Genomic DNA, 21,266 nt, shown 5'->3' with positions numbered 1-21,266 from the left:
GCATGTCCATGAAACGTATTAATGCAGCGCCGCCATCCGGCCATATCAGCATTGTCCATCTTGGCTTGGGCGCGTTTCACCGTGCTCACCAAGCGGTTTATCTTGAGCGCTATCGCCAGCGCACAGGCGATGGCGAGTGGGGCGTATGTAGCGCCAATTTACGCTCGAGTGTTGACCTGGTAGATAGCCTGCGCAAGGCGGGTTACCACTATCAGGTGGCGGAATATGCCGACAGCCAGACGCTGACGCTACGCGAGATCGGCGTGATTGAAGAAACGCTGTTTTCCGGCCGCGATGCGTCGGGCAACTGGGGGCGGGATAGAGACGCGCTGCTTGAGCGGCTGGCGGCGCCAGCGACGCGTATTGTCACGCTGACCGTGACGGAAAAAGGGTATTTCCTGAACCCGGCCAGCGGTGAGCTGCGCCTGGATGACCCCATGGTAGCGGGCGATATCGCCTCACCTGGCGAGCCGCGGACCGCTCCTGGCTTACTGGTTGAAGCGCTGGCTCGGCGGCACGCCGCGGGCGTGGCACCGTTTACCGTGCTTTCGTGCGATAACATGCCACACAACGGTCAGCGTACTCGTAAAGCCGTGGTTAAGCTTGCCCAGCAGCGTAGTGCTGAACTTGCCGAGTGGATTGATGCGGAAGTGGCGTTTCCAAGCTCCATGGTCGACCGCATTGTGCCAGCGATGACCGACGCTGACTTTGAGCGCTTAGCTACCTTGGGCGTTGCTGATCCTAATGCCGTGGTGGGTGAGGCATTCTCGCAGTGGGTGGTAGAGGACAACTTCCCCACCGGGCGGCCAAGCTGGGAGGCCGACGGCGTAGAAATGGTCGCCGATGTTGCCCCGTTTGAAACCATGAAGCTGCGAATGTTGAACGGTAGCCATTCTCTGCTGGCCTATCTGGGTGCTTTGGAAGGTGTTGAAACGGTGTATGACGGCATCAACCAACCGGCACTGCGCGCGCTGCTGCGCCGCTACATGCTGGAAGAAGCCGCACCGACGCTTAATATGCCCGAAGGCACTGACCTTGCGGCGTACGCTGATTCGCTACTTTCACGCTTTACCAATGACAGCTTGCGCCACCGTTTGCAGCAGATCGCCATGGACGGCAGCCAGAAGCTGCCCCAGCGCTGGCTGAGCGGCGCTCTTGAGCGTATTCAAGTGGGTCAGGCATCGCCTTGCACTGCATTAGGAATGGCTGGGTGGATTCGTTATACCGATGGCCAAGAGCTAAACGGCAAGCTTTATACCGTTGATGATCCCATGGCAAAGCAGTTTGCTGAGCTACATCAGACTCACGGTGGCCAGCCGGTCGCGTTGGTAAACGCATTTTTAGCCATGGACGAAGTGGTACCGCCCGCGTTGGCAACACATCAGCCGTTTGTCGACGACGTAGTAGCGGCCTATCGCGCCTTAACGCAAGATGGGTTAAATGCCGCGTTAGCAGCGCTAGGCATCGAAGGATAGGGAGTTATTTATGGAGCATACCTGGCGCTGGTTCGGCCCTAACGATGCGATACGTCTTGAAGAAATTCGCCAGGCCGGTGCGACCGGCATTGTGACGGCACTGCATGAAATACCTAATCACCAAGTGTGGCCGGTCGAGGCTATTCAAGCGCGCAAGAACCTGATTGAGACCGCCGGGCTTCGCTGGTCGGTGGTTGAGAGTGTGCCGGTCCATGAAGCGATAAAGCAGGGCCTGCCCGAGCGCGATGCGTTGATTGCTACGTACTGCCAAACGCTACGTAATTTGGCAGCTTGCGGTATCGACACCGTTTGTTACAACTTTATGCCGGTGCTCGACTGGACGCGAACCGATCTCGTCCATGCACTGCCGGATGGTGCGCTGGCGCTGCGCTTTGATCACACCGCGTTTGCGGCGTTTGATCTCTATATTCTTAAGCGGCCAGGGGCCGAGGCTGAGTATAGCGAAGCGGATAAGAGTATGGCCCAACGCTACCTTGAGACGCTTGATCAGACCGCCCGCGACAAGCTGGTGACGACACTGATCGCCGGGCTGCCTGGGGCGGAAGAGCACTATACGCTGGAACAGTTTCGGGATGTACTGGCGGAGTATGCCGAGATTGATGCGCAAAAGCTGCGCGAAAATCTTGGCTGCTTTTTACAGGCGATTATTCCGGTGGCTGAAGAAGTCGGCATTCGTATGGCGATCCACCCGGATGACCCACCCCGGTCGCTTCTGGGCTTGCCGCGAGTGGTGTCAACTCATGAGGATGCACAGTGGGTGGTGGATCATGTGCCCAGCCCGGCCAATGGCCTAACGTTTTGCACCGGCTCTTATGGTGTTCGTGAAGACAACGACCTGGTTGCCATGGCTCGCCACTTTGCCCCGCATATTCACTTTATCCACCTGCGTGCCACAAAGCGCGAGGCGGACCCACGTTCGTTCCACGAAGCACCTCACCTGGAAGGTAACGTTGATATGGTCGGCGTTATCCAGGCACTGGTCGAAGAAGAGCGTCGCCGTGAAAAGGAGGGCGGGGCGCGCTTGCCGTTACGCCCTGATCATGGCCATCATATTCTTGACGACCAACAGCGTAAAACCGCGCCGGGCTACCCGCTTTATGGCCGTATGCGCGGGCTTGCCGAACTGCGCGGTATTGAGCTTGCGGTACGCCAGTTGATGGATTAAATAGCTATCTGAAGCGTGCTGAAAAGTAGCCCACCCTGAATCGGGACCTCAAAGAACCTCACTGCTTAAGCAGCCGTGGGGTTCTTTTTGTCGGTGCACTCGTGTGTCGGTAATTATCTAAGCGACTAAACGGGCAATCACGCTAGGCAATTCATTGGCATGCTGAATGCTAACGGCGCCTTCGGGCGTGCTCTCTTCATCAGGAAAGTGGTTAATATGGATAACGTGCATACCTGCAGCCAACCCGGCTTCTACGCCTACGGCCGCATCGTCGATCACAATGCACTGCTCGGGCGCGTAGCCCATTGCCGCCGCCGCCTTGCGGTAAAGCTCGGGGTCGGGTTTCCAGACATTCAGGGTATAAGCACTGAATAAATTCCCTTTAAAATGGTGGCCTAAACCAGTGCTTTCCATGGCACAGCGGATCTTGCGCTCGGGGCCGTTAGATACCACGGCTTTGGCGTAGCTGCTTAATTGATCAAGCGCATCTGGAATGCCAGCGATGGGTTCAAGCTCTGCCCGCATGCGGGCTTCCATGCGTGTCCGCATACCGGCTTCAAGCGTCGCCGCCTGGTCTTCTGTGAGGGGCTGAAAGCGCGCTTCTAACGTATTGACTATCGTGTGAAAGCGTACTCCACGAAACTCTTCCATATACTGACGCGCAGAGAACGGTAGGCCGAACTCCGGAAGAATGTCGCCCATTACCTCTGCAAGGAGTACTTCGCTGTCTACCAGCGTGCCATCGCTGTCAAACAGTAGGCAGTAAGCGGCGGTCGTTGCGCTGGGCGTTACTCTGGGCATAGCAGGACTCATTGGCGTACGTCCTCGTTAACCAGGTTAATGGGGGGCTTGCCCTGTAGGGCCAAGCGAATATTATCCACGGCGCGCTGAGCCATTGCCTGGCGAGTCTCATGTGTTGCGGACCCAATATGGGGCAGGGCGACGACGTTGGTCATGTTAAGTAGAGGGGAGGTGGCTGGCAGCGGTTCCTGCTCGAAGACATCCAGACCCGCTGCTTTAATGGTGCCTTTCTCAAGTGCGTCAATTAGCGCTGATTCATCGACGACTTTACCGCGAGCAATGTTGATGAAAATACCTGAGGACTTCATGCGTGCAAACTCGTCGGCACCGATTAGGTGCTTGGTCTCTGCGGTTAGCGGGACGGTCACACAGACAAAGTCTGCTTTTTCCAATAGTTCGTTAAGCTCACAGCGCTTGGCACCTAGCTCTGCTTCGCGTTCAGGTTTGGGAGACGCGTTTGAGTAGAGAATCGACATGCCAAAGCCAAGTGCACCGCGCCGGGCAACCGCTTGGCCGATGCGTCCAAAACCTATCATGCCCAGCGTTTTTCCGTGTACGTCGTTACCAAAGTGATCAGGGCCAAGGCTAGCTTTCCAGTTGCCCGCTTTTACCCATTCGGCAAGCTCTGTTACCCGGCGTGCTGAGGCCATCACCAGCGCAAAACCGGTATCAGCGGTCGTTTCAGTGAGCACATCAGGCGTGTTGCACAGCATAATGCCACGCTTGGTTAACTCATCCACGGGGATGCTGTCGTAACCCACCGAAATTGTCGAAATAACTTCAAGCGCGGGCGCCGCATCCAGTAATTCAGGTGTAATGGGCAGCCCTGAGCCGATAATGCCGTGTGCCTTCGATAGCATGTCGAGCACATCTTGCTGAGTGGGATCAAGTGGCCCTGAGTGCTCAATAAGCTCAAAGTGTTGCGCTAGCGTTTCTTTTAGTGGATCGCCAAGTCGTCCTGTCACAATGATACTTTTTTTCATACTATCTCCTCGTGTTGTGATCGTTACATGTGACCTTAGTGCTCAAGCTGTTCCAGCTTGTCCCTGGTGGGCAAACCTTCCATATCACCGACGACTTGTACGGCCTGGGCGCCGACCAGATTGCCACGTTTAAGCGCATCACGAGCAGTTAGGCCATCCAGCAGTGCGCTGATCGCACCGACCGCGAAGCCATCGCCAGCCCCCACGGTATCAACAACGTTGGCGACCGGCTGGCCGGGCACGTTGATGCTTTCCAAAGAGCCTCCCAGCGTGCCGCGATAATAGCTGCCCTCTGGTCCCAGCTTGATGATAACGGCCTTGGCACCGCGCTCAAGGTAGAAGTCGGCAATCGCTTCGGGCGATTCGCAGCCGGTCAAAAGCCGCCCTTCGGAAAGTCCTGGTAGTACCCAGTCAGCCAGACTTGCCAGCTCATTTAAGGTATCACGCATGACAGCTTCGCTGGGCCAAAGTGACGGGCGTAAATTGGGGTCGAAGGAAATGCTAGCGCCGTTTTCGCGTGCCTGATGCATCAAGTGGCGGGTTAATTCCAGGGCGCTTTTAGAAAGCGCGGGAGTAATACCGGTAGCATGCAGATGGGCGAGCGACTGAAAATTGATGGAAGCGGCATCTTCAACGCTTAAGTGACTGGCGGCACTGCCGCGCCTAAAGTACTCAACCCGTGGGTCGGCACCGTTTTCTGCGCGCTCCTTGAACATCAGCCCGGTGGGGTGGTGTTCATCAAGCTGAATATACCGGTCGTCAACTCCTTCAGCTTTTAAAGACTGCTGAATAAACCTGCCCTGGCTGTCGGTACCCACTCGGCTCAACCAGCCAACGTGAAAACCCAGGCGCGAAAGGCCAATGGCGACGTTATTGTCGGCGCCTGCTAAACGGCGATGAAAGCTTTCGACTTCTGCTAGATCACCCGGTGTATTCGCCACCAGCATGGCCATGGCTTCGCCAAAAGTCAGTATCCGTGGGGAGGAGAATGTTGTATTTGCCATCAGGATATTCTCTTTTTAAGGGTGTTAAGGATTTGGCTAAAGCGTTGTACTGCCGCGGATCTGTAAACGCGGCGCATGGCGGTAGCGTACGGGTGATGCCTGCGCTGAGCCGTTAAGCTGGTTGAGCAGGCAACTGACGGCAGCATGGCCGATATCATCGGTAGGCTGGGCCAGGGTGGTGATGCCTGGCGTTATCAGCTCACACCAATCCAGTTCGTCAATTCCCATTAAACCGGTAGGGCCCAAGGGGATGCCCAGCTGTTGAAAACTGCGTGTCATAGCGAGCGTGACGTTACCGTTAGCGCATAAAACAGCGCCTGGTGATGAGGCAGTGTGCTGGTTAAAGTTGGCTAACGTTTCAATGTGAGGTGCTGCATTGTCCAGTATTAGCGTCTGACTTTTGATCCCTAAGCTCTCTGCTTGCTGGTTAAAGCGCTGTAGCCGTTCCTGGCGGGTACTGGCATGTGCAGGCGACTCACTGACATAGAGAAGGGAGCGATACCCTTGTTGCACGAGATGATTCAGTGCCATATCAATCGCTAGCGCGTTATCAAGCCCGATCACATCAACGTCAAGTTGGTGAACTTCGCGGTCAAGTAGCACGAGGGGGACACCGCTATGCATGAGTGCCTGTAACTGCGCTTCAGGCTGCCCGGTAGCATTAATCATCAAGCCCTCTACCTGATACGACGTCAACAGGCGCAGGTGCTGCTGTTCTCGTTCTGGGTCGTTATCGGTATTGCAAACGATTAATGAATAACCGTTAGCCCGAGCCGCTTGCTCTATGCCGTGGACAACTGCCACTGAAAACGGATTGCGGATATCGGCCACCAGTACGCCCAGTAGGCGCGAGCCGCCTCCCTTGAGACCGCGTGCCATTAAATTGGGCTGGTAGCCCAGCGTCGCGGCGGCGTTGGCAATGCGGGTTTGAAGGCTGGGGGTTAGCCGTTCGCGCTCCGGGCCGAAAAAGCGCGATACGCTGGTTTTAGACGTGCCCGCCAGTTTAGCGACTTCAATAAGTGTGGCGCGCACAGAGGCAGGGGGCATGTTGGCTATCCATTAAACAGTAAAATGGGAACGTTCCCAATTGACTCCAACATAGTGAGTTTTGGAGTTAAAGGCAATACGCCTTAAGGCTCAGTGGAGGGGGGGAGCGAAAACATATAGTTAAGAAAAATTAAGTGGACGCCCTCTGCTAGGCTGTAGAGAAAAGCATAATAGGCGAACGTAATGCAGTCTCACGAGTACCAACAATATGATGCCACCGGCCTTGCCGAACTGATCCGCCGCCGGGAGGTGAGTCGCGCAGACGTTCTGGAGGCTGCCTTTAAGGCGATTGAAGCGTTAAATCCTGCCCTGAAAGCGGTCGTTAGAACGCGATTCGAGAAAGCCCGGCGTGAGAGTGAGGAGATCGCCGATGACGCGCTCTTTGGTGGAGTGCCCACCTTAAGTAAAGATCTGTTGATGGGGTTGGCCGGTGAACCCTTGGCCTCCGGATGTACTGCGTTAACTCAGTGGCGCTCTAAAGAGGATTCGCCGATTATCCAGCGCTCAAAAGCGGCGGGCTTGATCGTTATTGGGCAAACAGCCACGCCTGAATTGGGATTGATGGGAATTACCGAGCCTAAAGCCTTTCCGCACCCTGTTAATCCGTGGCGGAAGGGGTATTCACCCGGTGGCTCCAGCGGCGGTGCAGCCGTGGCAGTCGCTAGCGGAATTGTGCCGTTGGCGTTGGCCGGGGACGGTGGTGGCTCCATCCGTATTCCTGCCAGCTACTGTGGGCTTTTTGGCTTTAAACCTACGCGTGGGCGGATGCCGCTTGACCCAAGCCATGGGGAAGTGTGGCAGGGGGCGGTCATTGAGCATGCGTTGACGCGCAGTGTACGAGATAGTGCGGCGCTGTTGGAGAAGGTGAACGGTATGGCACCTTCCGGCCCGTACCCGGTGCGCGCTGAAACCGGCTTCGTAACGGCATTAGCGTCCTCGCCTAAGCGATTACGTATTGCGGTATCGCTGGGCGAGCCTTTAAGCCGCGGCTTGGGCACGCAGTTAAACTTGGAAGTAAAGACAGCGGTTAATAAAGCCGCTGCTGCGCTAACGGAAATGGGCCATGAGGTGGAGTGGTGCGATCCGCCGGTGGATGGTGAAGCCCTGGCAGATAGCTACTTAACACTTTACCTTGGCCACTTGGCAGCGGACCTTCGCTGGATTAGCCAGCAAACCGGTGTGCCCACTCATCGCTTGGCGATTGAACCCTCTACACGTGCCATCGGCCGATTAGGAAGCAAACTATTAGCACAGGATTACGAGCTGGCGAAACGCCATTGGCACGTTGCCGCTGAACAGATGAGCCGTTTTCATCAACGCTTTGATGCGCTGGTGATGCCGGTCACCGCAGATACCGCCCCTGAAATTGGCGAGCTCTATCCATCCGCGACACGTGAACGCTTAATGTCTGTGCTGGCCATTCCTGGGGCATCATCGCTGGCGCTAAAGGCAGGCTTGTTAAAGAGGCTGGCGGTGGATGCCCTTGGCCGCACGCCGTTCACCCAATTAGCCAATCTGACCGGCCAGCCCGCCATGTCAGTGCCTTTGCATATGGCCGTCAATGGTCTACCGGTAGGCGTGCAAATAGTCGGGCGGTTTGGTGAAGATAAACAGCTCTTACAGCTAGCTGCGGCATTGGAACGGCACGATGCCTGGCAGCATCAATTACCGCTGCAAGCGTTCCGCTCTTAGGCAGGGTAAACTACGCGGCTTTACTATGCCGCTTGGCCTTATGCATGCATCCAACCTATGAATTAAACGACGCTGGAGACCGCTACTTTGACGGTCTGGTCGACAAGTTTTCACGCTCGCTTTACCAGGCGCCTCGCGGCGAGCTGCGCTTGGCGATGCTGGATTACTTGCTGCCGCAAATGCTTGAACTAACTCAGCAGCCCGTACTGGATGTCGGCGGCGGGTTAGGTCAGCAGGCGGCGTGGTTTGCCGAACGCCAGCACCCGGTCACCATGGCCGAGCCCTCGCTGGATATGCTTACGTATGCCAAGCATTGGCACAGTGAAGCTAAACGGCTGCCTGGCGAGGCGATGGCCTACGTGCATGCCCCGCTTCAGGATTTACGCCAGCAAGCGCCGGGCCCTTGGCCATTGATTACCTGCCATGCGGTGCTTGAGTGGTTGGGTGACCCGCGCTCAGCGATGGCTAGCCTGGCAAGCCTGCTCGCGCCCGGCGGGCAGTTGAGCCTGATGGTGTTTAACCGCGATGCGCTGCGCTTTTCCAACGCGGTGAAAGGCAATCTGGAAAAGGCGCTAAGTGATCGTTTGGAAGGCATGGGCAAGCGGCAGCGCTTAACGCCTATTTCGCCGGTCACCCATGCTGAGGTAGTTGAGTGGGGAGCGGAAAACAGTCTTGAAGTGGCAAGCGTTGCGGGTATCCGTGTGTTTCAGGATTACCTACGCCTGCCACCCGCCAGCGACAAAGAGCGTGAAACGCTGCTGGCGCTCGAAAAGAAGTATTGCCAACAAGACCCGCACTGGCGGCTGGGTCGTTATTTACTCTACACGTTGATTAAACCGGAGACTTCCCAATGAGTGCCCAATCACCTGCCTGCCAGCTGCTGGAACGTCAACAGGATGACTACACGGCACTTATGGTCGTAGCGCCACCGGTTGATGCCTGGTTAATCGCGCAATCCGCAGGCGTTATCAGTGGGGATCTTGGTGTGCTAAGCGAGTGGCAAGCTGCCGATAAGGGAGCGTTTAGCCCCTTCGCGCTGCCTGAAAATGCCGTTACCCACGGCGAGATAGTGTTGTTCTGGCCTAAAGCGCATCAGCTAGGCATTTGGTGGCTTGAGTGGCTATGCAGCGTGCTACCCATGGGCACGGCCATTGAGATTGTCGGTGAGCACAGTGGTGGCGTGAAACGTGTGCCTAACGTACTCGCAGAGCGGGGGATGATTTGTGACAAGCGCGATAACGCGCGGCGCTGTTCACTCTTTGCCACACGCACCATCGCGCTTGAGAATACCCTGGAAGACGCTTGGCAGCGCTTTGATGCTTTGGGCTTAACGCTGGTTAGCCATCCCGGCGTTTTTGGTCATGGCAAGGTAGATGAAGGCACGCTGCTACTATTGGACAGTCTGGAAAAAGAGCTGCCTAAAGCGCCTCAACGTATTCTCGATATGGGCTGTGGCGATGGCATTATTAGCGCCTGGCTTGCCAAGCGGGGTCATGCGGTAACCGCCGTGGATGTCAGCGCTTTTGCTGTAGAGGCAACGCATCGCACGCTAGAGGCTAATCAGGTTAATGGGCACGCTTTGCAAAGCGATGTGTATAGCGCATTGGAAAGCGAAACCTACGATTTTATTATTAGTAACCCGCCGTTTCATCAAGAGCGAGACGTAAGCTACGGGCCCAGCCAACGCTTGATTCGCCAAGCGCCTAAGCATCTTGCTAACCGTGGGCGTCTCATCATCGTCGCCAATGTGTTCTTGCCTTATCCGGACCTTCTCACCGAGGCTTTTGGCAGCTTTGAAACGCTTGCTGATAATCGGCGGTTTCGGGTCTACCGTAGCCAGCGTAGCTGACACTATTTCCTCACACTAACCATATTCAACTACCGACGCATCCCCATTTCACGGCTATGATGCTGATAGGCATTGGGCACTTTAATGAACGTTGTGCGAGGTAGCGACGATGGTTAAAAGCAGTAGAAGCATCGTGATATTGGGAAGTGCAGTTGTGCTAGGTGGATTGCTGGCGCTGGGGTTGGTAGGAGGTGGCAGCTATATCAAGCAGGCGGCCGACGTGTGGCAGCAGTCTTCGCGCAATGTCACCGTGCGTGGTTTGGCCGAGCGCGAGGTGGCGGCCGACTTGGTGCTATGGCCGTTTAACTACAGCGTGAGCGCTAATAGCTTAAGCGACCTGGAGCAGCAGCTTTCCAATAATGACCAGGCGATTCGTCGCTTTTTGGAGTCTCAGGGATTTGAACCCGGGCATATCAGCACAACACCCCCCAGAATTACCGACCAGTTTAGTAATCTCTATGGCGGGCAGCGCCCTGATGAGCGTTACCGCGCTGAGGCCACGTTACTGCTGCGTTCGCCAGATGTAGAGGGCGTGATGCAGGCGATGCCAGGGACCTCGTCGCTGGTACGTCAAGGGGTTTTGCTCTCGCCAAGTTACGAGTACCAAACCGAGTTTCTATTTACCGGCCTGGAGGCGATCAAGCCTGAGATGATTGCCGAGGCGACGGCTGACGCGCGTAATGCCGCCCAGCAGTTTGCTGAAGACTCCGGGAGTCAGGTAGGGCAGATCCGCCAGGCAACCCAAGGCTACTTCTCGATTGATGATTTGGACAGCTACACCCCGCATATCAAGCGTGTCCGAGTGGTGACGACTATCGACTATGCCTTAAAAGATTAGGAAACGTCATGCACTAAAGCGAGGCATAGCGGATCGCAGTAACGGTGTAGAACACCTTCCCATTCGGAGTAAGCACTTCTACATCGTCATCGACCCCTTTGCCGAGAAGTGCCTTGGCCATGGGCGCATCAATACTGATCCAGCGCTTTTGGGTATCGATTTCGTCGTGTCCTACAATCCGTATGCTAAGCGCTTCGCCATCTTCATCCTCCAGCTCGACAAATGCCCCAAAAAATATCTTGTTGGTGTCTGCGGGTAGTCGATCAACCACCTGCAGCTCATCCAGACGTAGGGTCAAATAGCGAATCCGCGCAATCACACGGTTCAGCTCTTTCTTGTTGTAAGTGTAATCAGCGTTTTCACTACGGTCGCCAAGCGCAGCGGCTTCGCCTACTTTTGTTGAGAGTGCGGGGCGTTTGACTCTGGATAAGTGATCCAAAATTCCGCGTAAACGCGCGGCGCCCTCGGCGGTAATCAAATTGCTTTTGGGCGCCTGGCGCGGATCTTTTGCCGGATCGCGCCAGCGGGTCATGTTACGACCTTTCATTAAGGGACTCTCATCTAGTTAAAGATAGCGCTGGTTAAAGACGACTGTAGGGTAAAGAGAAAGTAAACAAAAGCACAGCGACATCACTCGCGGCTAGCGAATCAATCAAACGTTCGTTACATTGTGAGAATAGGCTGATTAGCGCTTAACAACGCAGCGTCTATATGTCGATATAAAAACAACTCAGGAGATAATAATGCGCACACGACCGTTTTCTCGTTTGATAATGACCGCAGCGCTTGGCAGCACGCTAATGCTGTTACCCTTAACGGCTTTGGCCTATGAAAACGAACTGTTCTCCTTGAAGAACCGTTGGGAACATACGGTGAGCGACTTGCCAGCTAACCAGCGTGAAGGCACGTTGGACGTTTTGTCCAATGAAGTCACGACGTTGGCCAGCGAAAACCCGGATCAGCCGGAGCTTCTGATTTGGCAGGGCATTATTCTGGCTTCTTATGCGCGTGAACGTGGTGGTTTAGGCGCGTTGGGTATTGCTGGTGATGCACGTGATGCGCTTGAACAGGCCATTGCGCTTGATCCGCAAGGAGGAAACGGTTCTGCCTACGTCACACTGGGCGCACTTTACGACAACGTACCTGGGCGCCCAATTAGCTTTGGAAGCAGTGAAAAAGCTCAGCAAATGTTTCAGCGTGCCGTTGAGATTCGCCCTGAAGGTATCGACGTCAACTACTATTACGCCGCGTTCCTGCTTGATGAAGGGGACACCGCCGCTGCCCGCGAGCACGCTGAACGCGCGGTGAACGGTACTCCACGAGCGCAGCGTGAACTCTCCGATGAAGCGTTACGCCGCGATGCCCAAGCCATGCTAAACCGTCTGTAACCCCGCCCAGGCCAGGTTGGCATTCCCGGTAGCAAGCATTGATAATGGGGTAATTGTGATTACTGGGAGTGCCGCATGGCATTCAATGCTAAAACTTCATCATTAGAAACACCGCCTTTTGGCCGTGACGATATAGAGCTGATTGAGCGTAAAACGCTTCATCAGGGCTTTTTTCGCTTGGAAGCCATGGAACTACGCCACCGGCTTTTTGAAGGTGGTTGGAGCAAGCCCATGCATCGCGAAGTGCACCACCGTCGCGATGCGGTAGGCGTATTGCTTTACGACCCTGCACGGGATGCGCTTGTGCTGGTGGAGCAGTTTCGTGCTGGCGCTTTCGATGATCCCGTTTCGCCCTGGAAGCTAGAGCTGGTTGCAGGGTTGGTTGAACAAGATGAATCACTCGAAGAGGTTGCCCGGCGCGAAGCGCTGGAAGAGTCGGGCTGCGTGGTAGGCCCGTTAACGCTAATGCATACGTACTACCCAAGCCCTGGCGCGTGCAACGAACGCGTAACGCTTTTTTGTGGGCTGGTTGATACTCAAGGTATGGGCGGTATTCATGGCCTTGATGAGGAGCATGAAGATATTCGTGTTCACGTGGTGTCTTTTCCGACCGCGTGGGAACTCTTGATACAGGGAAGACTCGACAACGCCATGTGTTTGATTGGATTGCACTGGCTAGCTGGTCAGCGTGCTTCGTTGCGCGCGGCATCCCAACGAGCGCTCACGTAAAGTGAAAACCACGAGGAGTGTTCATGGCAAGAACAGCCTATGTCACCGATTTAAAGTCGCTCCAGGGGGAGTGCAGCGCCAACTACCTGCGGTTATTACGCCTGGTGGGCGATATGGAGAGTGGCCAGCGCCGAGAGATCGCCTTAAGCAGTGACGAGCAGTACTTTGGCGATTTGCAGCTTACCGTATTGGAACATGCCCCTTACACCACCATGGTGGCGGTCACTCAAAGCGGTCCGTTGGATTCAGTTATGGACGGCCCGCGCATGCGCGTGCACCTTTACCATGACGTGCGTATGGCGGAGGTGACGGATTTTCAGCGTCAGCGCCACTTTAGTGGCCGCTATCGATATCCTAATGCGCAGATGCATCAGCCTGATGAAAAGCTCCAGTTAAACCGCTTTTTAGGCGAATGGTTAGCGCATGGACTAGCCCATGGTCATACTTGCGATTTACCGGAGATGCGCTAATGCGCCTTGTACAGATTACCGATGCTCACTTGCATGCTGATGTTACTACACGTTCGCGTGCGGGGGTTCCTTGGCTGCATTTTCAACGTGTTCTCGCGGCGGCAGCGGCTGAACGTCCGGACGTTATCGTTGTGACGGGAGACATCAGTCAGGATGAAACAGCGGCTTCCTATGCACTGGCCAAGGAGGCGTTGGCTGACCTTCCTTGCCCGTGGTTTTGGCTCCCGGGCAATCACGACCAGGTAGCATTCATGTGCGCCGAGCATCCGCTGCTTGACGAGGTAGATTTGCAGCAGTGGCGTCTGCTGCTGCTCAATACCCAAGTGCCGGGCCAACCCTTCGGCGAGCTGGGCAGCGAACAGTTGATGGCATTAACGACACGTTTGGAAGAGGATGACCGCCCCACGCTGATTGCCATGCACCATCCACCGGTGGATGTTGGCGCTGACTGGATGGATGCTATCGGCCTACAAGATCGTGAAGCGTTTTGGCAGGTTTTAAGCGCTTATCCTCAGGTGAAAGTCGTGCTGTTTGGTCACGCTCACCAAGCGTATGCGCAGCACATTGAAACAGCGGCAGGTTCAGTGAGTGTTTACGGCTGCCCAGCCATGTCTGATCAGTTTATGCCGGGCGCTGATGAATTTACGATTGATGAAGCCTCACGGCCTGGTTATCGAGTGATAAACCTTAGCGGTGAGCAGTGGGATACCTGGGTCGAGCGCGTTGACGTATAGCGATATCATGTTTTTTATGTTCGTTAGGCGATAAAAGAATAAAAAGATAGTTATTAATTCTTTTGGGTTATTATTGACTCGGCGTTACTCTATCCACAATCGAACGTATAACGTTTTAATTCAGCGTGTACTGCAAGCTTATAAAAATTGGCTTGTTTTGTGAGGTAGCAGACCATGACTCAGTTCTCCCCGCTCTCTTCGACGCCCCGGCGTGAGGTGCCCAGCGCACTTAGCGCCGCGCGTCTCACTCATTTAAAACAGCTTGAAGCCGAGTCCATCCATATCATTCGTGAAGTGGCGGCTGAGTTCAGTAACCCGGTCATGATGTATTCGATCGGCAAAGACTCTTCGGTGATGCTGCACCTGGCGCGGAAGGCATTTTATCCCGGTACCCCGCCGTTTCCACTGATGCACGTGGATACCACTTGGAAATTCCGGGAAATGATCGAGTTTCGTGATCGCATGGCTTCCGAGGCGGGTATGAAACTGATCGTGCATACCAACGAAGAGGGGCGGGAGGCGAATATCAACCCGTTCGAGCATGGCAGCGCCAAATATACCGATATCATGAAGACCCAAGCGCTCAAGCAGGCGCTGGACAAGCATGGTTTTGATGCTGCGTTTGGCGGTGCCCGGCGCGATGAAGAGGCCTCTCGGGCCAAGGAGCGGGTCTACTCCTTCCGTGACAAATACCACCGTTGGGATCCCAAAAACCAGCGTCCTGAGCTCTGGAACATGTATAACGCCAGGGTCAACAAGGGTGAGTCGATTCGCGTGTTCCCGCTTTCCAACTGGACGGAGCTGGATATCTGGCAGTACATCTATCTGGAGTCTATCCCGATTGTGCCACTGTACTTCGCAGCCAAGCGCCCAGTGGTTGAGCGCGACGGCATGCAGGTGATGGTAGACGACGATCGTTTGCCGCTAGCGCCAGGTGAAGTGCCTGAAGAGAAGTCGGTGCGTTTCAGAACGCTTGGGTGCTACCCGCTAACCGGCGCAGTGGAGTCCGAAGCGGCAACGCTGCCGGAAATTATTCAGGAAATGCTGCTGACCCGCACCAGTGAGCGCAGTGGTCGCGCCATTGATCGCGACCAAGTGGGTTCGATGGAGAAGAAAAAGCGCGAGGGGTACTTCTAATGTCTCATCAATCTAACTTAATCGCTGACAACATCGAGCAGTACCTGCACGAGCATGAAAACAAGGACCTGCTGCGTTTTATTACCTGCGGCAGTGTCGACGACGGTAAATCGACCCTGATTGGTCGCTTGCTGCACGACTCCAAAATGATCTTTGAGGATCAACTAGCAGCGATTACTCAAGCGTCCAAAACCAGCGGTACCACGGGTGATACGGTTGACTTGGCGCTATTGGTAGACGGTCTGCAGTCCGAGCGTGAGCAGGGCATTACTATTGATGTCGCCTATCGGTTCTTCTCGACGGATAAGCGCAAATTTATCATTGCCGATACGCCAGGCCATGAGCAGTACACACGTAATATGGCCACCGGCGCTTCTACGGCAAGCCTTGCGATTATCCTTATCGACGCTCGCTATGGCGTGCAAACCCAAACGCGTCGGCATAGCTTTATTGCTGACTTGTTGGGTATTCAGCACTTGGTCATTGCTGTCAACAAAATGGATTTAGTGGGCTTTTCTGAGCAGCGCTTTGAGGAAATCAAGGCAGAGTACCGTGCGTTTGCAACGAATTTGCAGGTGGACGATATCCAGTTTGTGCCCATGTCGGCGCTCAACGGCGATAACGTCGTTAACCGTAGCGAGCACACGCCATGGTATCGCGGCGAGACGCTGATCGAACTACTCGAAAATACTGAAATCAGCCAAGACGACAACCTGACGGATTTGCGTTTGCCCGTACAGTATGTCAATCGGCCGAACCTGGATTTTCGTGGTTACTGCGGGACGCTGGCCGCCGGGATCTTACGCCCCGGTCAAGCGGTAAAAGCGCTGCCTTCGGGTAAAACCTCTACCGTGGCGAGAGTTGTCACTTTTGAGGGTGATTTAAGCGAAGCCTATCCAGGCCAAGCGATTACCGTGACGCTTGAAGACGAGATCGATATTTCTCGTGGCGACTGGCTAGTCAGTGCCGATGCGGATGTGCCGCTTTCCAACCGGTTTACTGCGGATGTGGTCTGGATGCATGAAGACCCACTAACCCTGGGTAAGCTTTACGACTTTAAACTCGCTACCCGTGATCTTTCCGGGCAGGTCAGCGCTATTGACTATCAAATTGATGTTAATACGCTTGAGAAGCACACAGCGCAGGCGTTAAACCTCAATGCGATTGCCCGCTGTGATATCGAGCTTACCGCCACCGTACCCATCGATAATTATCGGGTTAGCCCTAAAACGGGAAGCTTTATTATTGTCGATCGGCTGACCAACGTAACGGTGGGAGCGGGAATGATTCGTGAAGCGGGTTCAGCCGGTGTTGCTGAAGCCCCCACCACGGACTGGTCAGCGTTTGAGAAAGACCTTAATGCGCTGGTACGCAAGCACTTTCCGCACTGGGAAGCCAACGATATTAGTCAATTGCTCAAACGCTAAATCATTTTTTATCAATAGACTTGACCAATAGTCTTTATCAACAGGTTAGCCCGCTTAGATTAAGCGGGCTTTTTTATATCTACTTAAATCAAGCATCTCTAATTTAGCGGTCGGTTCGCTTGACGCTCTCCCAGGATACGCCACACTGATAAAGCGTTTTCCACGCACGCCTCATCACGAAAAGGAGAGCATGATGAACCAAACACTAAAGGGTAAACGCGTCGCTATTGTGGCGGCCGATGGCTTTGAGGAGTCTGAGCTGAGTTCACCGCGTGACGCACTCAAAAATGCCGGTGTTGATGTTGATATCGTGACACCTGAAGGCAACGATATTCGTGCCTGGGCAGAAACTAATTGGGGTGATACATATTCGGCTGATAAAGCGCTAGCAGATGTCAATGAATCTGATTATCACGCCTTGGTACTGCCTGGCGGCTTGTTCAACCCCGATGAGCTGCGCATGAACGAGGACGCGCTTAGCTTCGTAAAAGAATTCTTCCAAGCGGGTAAGCCGGTAGCCGCTATCTGTCATGCGCCATGGATCCTCATTAATGCAGGCGTTGTGGATAGCCGCAAGATGACCTCGGTGGCAAGCGTTGCCCAGGATTTACGTAACGCCGGTGCCAACTGGGTAGATGAAGCGGTGGTATGCGATAACGCCTTGGTCACTAGCCGTACCCCCAAAGACCTAGAGGCGTTCAATGCCAAGCTCCTTGAAGAGCTGCAAGAAGGACGCCACTCAGGTCAACACGCCTAATGTCATGGTTGAGCCCGTGGGCAAGCTTTGTTAAAAGGCTTGTCCACACGGTTGCAAAACCGATGAAGCGAGACCGTGGCCGCGGGGGAATGGTCGTTCATCCTTATCGTGGTTACGGTTCGTCCAGTGAAGTGTTTTTGATGGGGCGGGTGTTCCGCCAAGCCGCTCTTGGCCGCGCAATTCCACGCCGAGGGATGCTGCGCGACACAGCTGATGTAGCGCGCCGCATTTTTCGACGGGGCTTGGCCGGTGCCCAAGTTGATATTCGTATCGGTGAAAACGAACTGTCCCTGACAACTGACCGCGACGGTTATTTTGATGCGCACCTTCCGATTACCCATTCGCTACCTATCGATGTGTCTTGGCATCGAGCGGATATTAGGGTGCATGCGGAAAACCAGTCGCCTGTACGTACTAACGTTGAGGTATACGTACCGCCACCGGAAACCGACTTGCTGATTATTAGCGATATTGATGACACGGTCATGTTTACCGGCGTTGCCGAAAAGCTAAAGATGCTCTATCGCTTGTTTGTGCGTAAACCGCATCGGCGTACGGCGTTTCCAGGCGTTGCCTCGCTTTATCAGGCGCTGCACCGGGGCGAAAGTGAGAAGGCCGAACGGCCCATTTTGTATGTATCCCGCGGGCCATGGGCTATTTACGAAATGCTCGAAACGTTCTTTCAGCTTAACCGGATTCCGGTAGGGCCGATCCTGTTTCTACGCGAGTGGGGAATTTCGCTGCGTCACCCCTGGCCGCGCCGCGCCGAAGCTCACAAGCGCCTGTTAATTGATCGAATGTTGACGCTGTTTGATGAGCTACCGTGCATCCTGATTGGCGATAGCGGACAGCATGACCCGGAAGTGTATGCCGAGATCGTGAAAGCCTATCCTGGGCGCATCAAGGCGATTTATATCCGCCGCGTGGATAAAGACCCTGAGCGCGAAAAGGCCATTCAACGGCTTCGCGATGAGCTGGTCAATTCCGAGTGCGACCTGGTGCTCGCCCCCGACAGTGTATTAATTGCTGAGCACGCCCACGCCAATGGGGATATTTCAGCGCGGGGCCTGGAAGCGGTCGAGCGCGATGTAAAAGCGCATCGCGAAGAAGAGCGCCGTGAAGCGCAAGGGGAAGTCTAGCCTCAACACTGTTGTTGCTAGCCCGACCATGATAAAACGAACCCTTTCCCTGTTTTCTCCTAGTGAGTGCTAAGTCATCATGGTCGTTCTACTCATCGTGCTGTTACTCGCGGTTTTTATACTGCCCAATGTATGGGCAAAGTGGGTGCTAAAGCGCCATATGCGAGGACGTAATGACTACCCTGGCACCGGCGCTGAGCTTGCCGAGCATTTGCTACGGCGTCTGGGGATTAAAGACGTTCCCGTTGAGCGTACCGAATTCGGCGATCATTACGACCCAGAGACGCGCTGTGTGCGCCTTTCGCCTGACCATTATGATGGCTGCTCGTTAACGGCGGTTACCGTTGCCGCTCATGAAGTAGGCCATGCGTTGCAGCACCACCAGGGCTATGCGCCACTGCTGGCACGCAGCCGCTTGGTAGGTGTTGCCCAAAAGGCAGAAAAAATGGGCGCGATTCTAATGATGGCCGCGCCGTTTTTATTCTTGTTGACGCGCGTGCCGGGCGGTTTGGCGTTAGTCATTGGCATGGCGGTGATCAGCTTTGGTACCGCCGCCCTGGTGCATCTGGTCACGCTGCCGGTGGAGTTTGATGCCAGCTTCAACCGCGCACTGCCGCTTTTAAAAGAGTACGTGCCACCCTACGACATGCCGGGCGCTCGGCATGTGCTTACCGCTTGTGCGTTCACCTATGTTGCGGCTTCACTTGCCAGCATGCTCAACCTGGGCCGCTGGCTGGTGATCTTGCGCCGCTAAACGCTAACGACTAGCGCTCGCTTAAAGCACTGTTTTTACAGCCTATTCCGGCTTATTGGCAATAATCACCGCACGACGTGGTGCCGGGTAGCCTTCAAGGGTGCGGGTACGATCATTGGGGTCTAAAAAGTCGGCCAAGGATTGATAGGTCATCCACTCGGTGGAGCGCTGCTCGTCCAGGGTTGTGACTGCCTCGTCGACCACGCGAATATTGGTAAAGCCGCAACGGCTAAGCCAGTGGCAAAGCGCCTTAGAAGAGGGCAGGAAGTAGACGTTGGGCATCGCAGCGTAGCGCTCGCCGGGAACAAACACCGTTTGCTCGTCGCCTTCCACCACCAGCGTTTCCAGTACCAGCTCGCCACCCGGCGCCAGCGCGGCTTTCAGCTGCTGAAGATGTTCAAGTGGCGAAGGACGGTGATAAAGCACGCCCATTGAAAACACCGTATCAAAAAAGCCGAGGTTTTCCGGTACATCCTCGATTCCGACCGGTAGAAACTGAGTGCGCCCACCGTCTGCGTCGCCCACAAAGTGGCGCACTGCTTGGAACTGCCAGTAAAAGCGTGGTGAAGGGTCAATCACCAGCACGAATGCAGCCCCGGCGCCCGTCATCCGCCAGGCGTGATAGCCGCTGCCGCCGCCTACATCCAACACCTTGCGGTATTTCAGGGGCGCTAAATGAGGTGCTACGCGCTGCCATTTCCAATCAGAGCGCCATTCGGTGTCGATATGAATGCCGCCCAGCTGAAAAGGTCCTTTGCGCCACGGAGCCAGCTTACGCAGTAGATTAAAGCATTGGCGTTGCTGGCTATCGCTGAGCGCAAGCTCTACCGTTAGCGTATCGCTGCCCAGTTGAACGTGGCGCTCGGCCGGTAAGGCTGGCAGTTTGGCAACGGCTTTTTCCCAAGCGGGCAGGTCGCCATGGCGTTGGCGGTCAAGCCCTCTGGCCAGCTGCTCGGGTAATTTAGCCAGCCAGGTCGTTAAGCCCTGGTCTAAAAACGCCTGATAAAGTGTGCGGTGGTCATCAGGGAGTTCCACTTAACTCTCCTTAAACGCAATGACAGAGGCAAAGTTCAAGTATTGAAACCACGTTACCGTACGTGGGAAGCCTGCCTGCTGTAAGCGCTGATGCAGCGCATCCAGCGTATCGGGCACCAACACGTTTTCAAGCGCGGTGCGCTTTTGGCTGATTTCCATGTCGCTGTAACCGTTGGCGCGTTTGAAGTCATGATAGCGCTCAACTCGCCAGGCATTATCCCGCTCATCGACGTCAACGGTTTTTTCCGATAAAACCAGCACACCGCCAGGCTCGAGCGCGTCAAACAACCGCCTTAACAGGGCATCCCGGTCAGCCGGTGGCAAAAACTGCAGCGTAAAGTTAAGAATGATCATGCCGGATGGCGCATACTCGAGCGTGCGAATGTCAGCTTCTTCCACGCTCATGGCATGTTCAGGGCACTCTTCGGTGAAGGTCTGGCGAGCACGCGATACCATCGCTGGTGATAAATCGACGCCGGTATAGCGAAACGCGTCAGGGGTGAGTGCGCCTGCAAGCGCCAAGCCTGAGGCGCCGAGCGAGCAGCCCAGGTCATACACGTGCCCGCCATGACGAAGATGACGCTGGGCAATCAGGCTCAGCATGCCCAGGATTTGGCCGTAGCCTGGTATAGAGCGACGGACCATGTCGGGAAAACAAGCCACTACCTGTTCATCGAACGAGAAGCGCGCCACTCGATCAAGGGGTGTCGAAAAGATAGCGTCACGGTAAGATGCATTACTCATTGGCAAGCCGGGAATCATCAAAAGGGGGGAGTAGTTTACGCGCCCTGATTTGACCAGAACAGACCCGAGCTGCATGG

At 55.0% G+C, this 21,266-nt stretch carries 22 protein-coding genes; 15 read left to right on the top strand and 7 right to left on the bottom strand.

Going from position 1 to position 21,266, the window contains the following annotated elements; genetic code table 11:
* Positions 1-2: 2 nt before the first annotated feature.
* Positions 3-1,475, top strand: a complete 1,473-nt coding sequence (locus ACT3T6_RS07925; RefSeq protein WP_193053857.1) for a mannitol dehydrogenase family protein — start codon at positions 3-5, stop codon at positions 1,473-1,475.
* 10 nt (positions 1,476-1,485) lie between these two features.
* Entirely contained in the window at positions 1,486-2,661 is a 1,176-nt protein-coding gene (gene uxuA / locus ACT3T6_RS07920; RefSeq protein WP_193053856.1) for a mannonate dehydratase, read from the top strand.
* A 117-nt stretch (positions 2,662-2,778) separates the two neighbouring features.
* On the opposite strand, the gene ACT3T6_RS07915 is transcribed toward uxuA, so the two are convergent.
* The 4 genes from ACT3T6_RS07915 to ACT3T6_RS07900 are packed head-to-tail and all read right to left on the bottom strand — an operon-like array spanning position 2,779 to position 6,496.
* Positions 2,779-3,474 (bottom strand): HAD family hydrolase, encoded by a 696-nt coding sequence (locus tag ACT3T6_RS07915; RefSeq protein WP_226911979.1) that lies wholly within the window; start codon positions 3,472-3,474, stop codon positions 2,779-2,781.
* The gene (locus ACT3T6_RS07910) at positions 3,471-4,445 is read right to left on the bottom strand and encodes a 2-hydroxyacid dehydrogenase (protein WP_193053855.1); all 975 of its coding nucleotides are present in this window, start codon (positions 4,443-4,445) and stop codon (positions 3,471-3,473) included. Before ACT3T6_RS07910 ends, ACT3T6_RS07915 begins: the two co-directional genes overlap by 4 nt.
* A gap of 35 nt (positions 4,446-4,480) precedes the next feature.
* On the bottom strand, positions 4,481-5,449 hold the full coding sequence (locus ACT3T6_RS07905; protein ID WP_193053854.1) for a sugar kinase: 969 nt from the start codon (positions 5,447-5,449) through the stop codon (positions 4,481-4,483).
* 36 nt (positions 5,450-5,485) lie between these two features.
* Entirely contained in the window at positions 5,486-6,496 is a 1,011-nt protein-coding gene (locus tag ACT3T6_RS07900) for a LacI family DNA-binding transcriptional regulator (protein WP_193053853.1), read from the bottom strand.
* A 183-nt stretch (positions 6,497-6,679) separates the two neighbouring features.
* Here ACT3T6_RS07900 and ACT3T6_RS07895 point away from each other — a divergent pair, with 183 nt between their 5' ends.
* From ACT3T6_RS07895 to ACT3T6_RS07880, 4 genes are all read left to right on the top strand, one after another.
* Positions 6,680-8,188, top strand: coding sequence for an amidase (locus tag ACT3T6_RS07895; RefSeq protein ID WP_193053852.1), 1,509 nt, complete (start codon positions 6,680-6,682; stop codon positions 8,186-8,188).
* Between the two features lie 44 nt (positions 8,189-8,232).
* Entirely contained in the window at positions 8,233-9,042 is an 810-nt protein-coding gene (locus ACT3T6_RS07890; protein ID WP_193053851.1) for a methyltransferase domain-containing protein, read from the top strand.
* Positions 9,039-10,037, top strand: a complete 999-nt coding sequence (locus ACT3T6_RS07885) for a methyltransferase (protein WP_193053850.1) — start codon at positions 9,039-9,041, stop codon at positions 10,035-10,037. Before ACT3T6_RS07890 ends, ACT3T6_RS07885 begins: the two co-directional genes overlap by 4 nt.
* Before the next feature lie 109 nt (positions 10,038-10,146).
* Positions 10,147-10,875, top strand: a complete 729-nt coding sequence (locus ACT3T6_RS07880; RefSeq protein ID WP_192526282.1) for an SIMPL domain-containing protein — start codon at positions 10,147-10,149, stop codon at positions 10,873-10,875.
* A gap of 13 nt (positions 10,876-10,888) precedes the next feature.
* On the opposite strand, the gene greB is transcribed toward ACT3T6_RS07880, so the two are convergent.
* Positions 10,889-11,422: a transcription elongation factor GreB gene (greB, locus tag ACT3T6_RS07875; RefSeq protein ID WP_172116247.1), complete on the bottom strand. Its 534-nt coding sequence runs from the start codon at positions 11,420-11,422 to the stop codon at positions 10,889-10,891.
* A gap of 196 nt (positions 11,423-11,618) precedes the next feature.
* Here greB and ACT3T6_RS07870 point away from each other — a divergent pair, with 196 nt between their 5' ends.
* The 9 genes from ACT3T6_RS07870 (at position 11,619) to ACT3T6_RS07830 (ending at position 19,410) form a co-directional block, all read left to right on the top strand.
* Positions 11,619-12,263, top strand: coding sequence for a hypothetical protein (locus ACT3T6_RS07870; RefSeq protein ID WP_193053849.1), 645 nt, complete (start codon positions 11,619-11,621; stop codon positions 12,261-12,263).
* Between the two features lie 75 nt (positions 12,264-12,338).
* Positions 12,339-12,992 (top strand): NUDIX domain-containing protein, encoded by a 654-nt coding sequence (locus ACT3T6_RS07865; protein WP_193053848.1) that lies wholly within the window; start codon positions 12,339-12,341, stop codon positions 12,990-12,992.
* Between the two features lie 23 nt (positions 12,993-13,015).
* Positions 13,016-13,462, top strand: a complete 447-nt coding sequence (locus ACT3T6_RS07860; protein ID WP_172116250.1) for a DUF1249 domain-containing protein — start codon at positions 13,016-13,018, stop codon at positions 13,460-13,462.
* The gene (locus tag ACT3T6_RS07855; protein WP_192526285.1) at positions 13,462-14,196 is read left to right on the top strand and encodes a metallophosphoesterase; all 735 of its coding nucleotides are present in this window, start codon (positions 13,462-13,464) and stop codon (positions 14,194-14,196) included. The genes ACT3T6_RS07860 and ACT3T6_RS07855 overlap by 1 nt, the downstream gene beginning before the upstream one ends.
* Before the next feature lie 174 nt (positions 14,197-14,370).
* A complete protein-coding gene (cysD, locus tag ACT3T6_RS07850; protein ID WP_172116252.1) occupies positions 14,371-15,333 on the top strand; it encodes a sulfate adenylyltransferase subunit CysD in 963 nt (320 codons plus the stop codon).
* Positions 15,333-16,760, top strand: coding sequence for a sulfate adenylyltransferase subunit CysN (gene cysN / locus ACT3T6_RS07845; protein ID WP_193053847.1), 1,428 nt, complete (start codon positions 15,333-15,335; stop codon positions 16,758-16,760). Before cysD ends, cysN begins: the two co-directional genes overlap by 1 nt.
* A 193-nt stretch (positions 16,761-16,953) precedes the next feature.
* Positions 16,954-17,517: a type 1 glutamine amidotransferase domain-containing protein gene (locus ACT3T6_RS07840; protein WP_193053846.1), complete on the top strand. Its 564-nt coding sequence runs from the start codon at positions 16,954-16,956 to the stop codon at positions 17,515-17,517.
* Positions 17,517-18,656 (top strand): App1 family protein, encoded by a 1,140-nt coding sequence (locus ACT3T6_RS07835; RefSeq protein ID WP_193053845.1) that lies wholly within the window; start codon positions 17,517-17,519, stop codon positions 18,654-18,656. The genes ACT3T6_RS07840 and ACT3T6_RS07835 overlap by 1 nt, the downstream gene beginning before the upstream one ends.
* Before the next feature lie 79 nt (positions 18,657-18,735).
* Positions 18,736-19,410, top strand: coding sequence for a zinc metallopeptidase (locus ACT3T6_RS07830; protein WP_193053844.1), 675 nt, complete (start codon positions 18,736-18,738; stop codon positions 19,408-19,410).
* Positions 19,411-19,452: 42 nt separating this feature from the next.
* Here ACT3T6_RS07830 and cmoB read toward each other — a convergent pair whose 3' ends face one another.
* Positions 19,453-20,445, bottom strand: coding sequence for a tRNA 5-methoxyuridine(34)/uridine 5-oxyacetic acid(34) synthase CmoB (cmoB, locus tag ACT3T6_RS07825; protein WP_193053843.1), 993 nt, complete (start codon positions 20,443-20,445; stop codon positions 19,453-19,455).
* Positions 20,446-21,189 (bottom strand): carboxy-S-adenosyl-L-methionine synthase CmoA, encoded by a 744-nt coding sequence (gene cmoA / locus ACT3T6_RS07820; RefSeq protein WP_193053842.1) that lies wholly within the window; start codon positions 21,187-21,189, stop codon positions 20,446-20,448.
* Positions 21,190-21,266: the final 77 nt, after the last annotated feature.

The sequence above is a fragment of the Halomonas sp. 72 genome, from assembly GCF_052379785.1.
Taxonomy (GTDB): Bacteria; Pseudomonadota; Gammaproteobacteria; order Pseudomonadales; family Halomonadaceae; genus Vreelandella; species Vreelandella citrativorans.
This window is presented reverse-complemented; position numbering and strand designations above follow the sequence as displayed.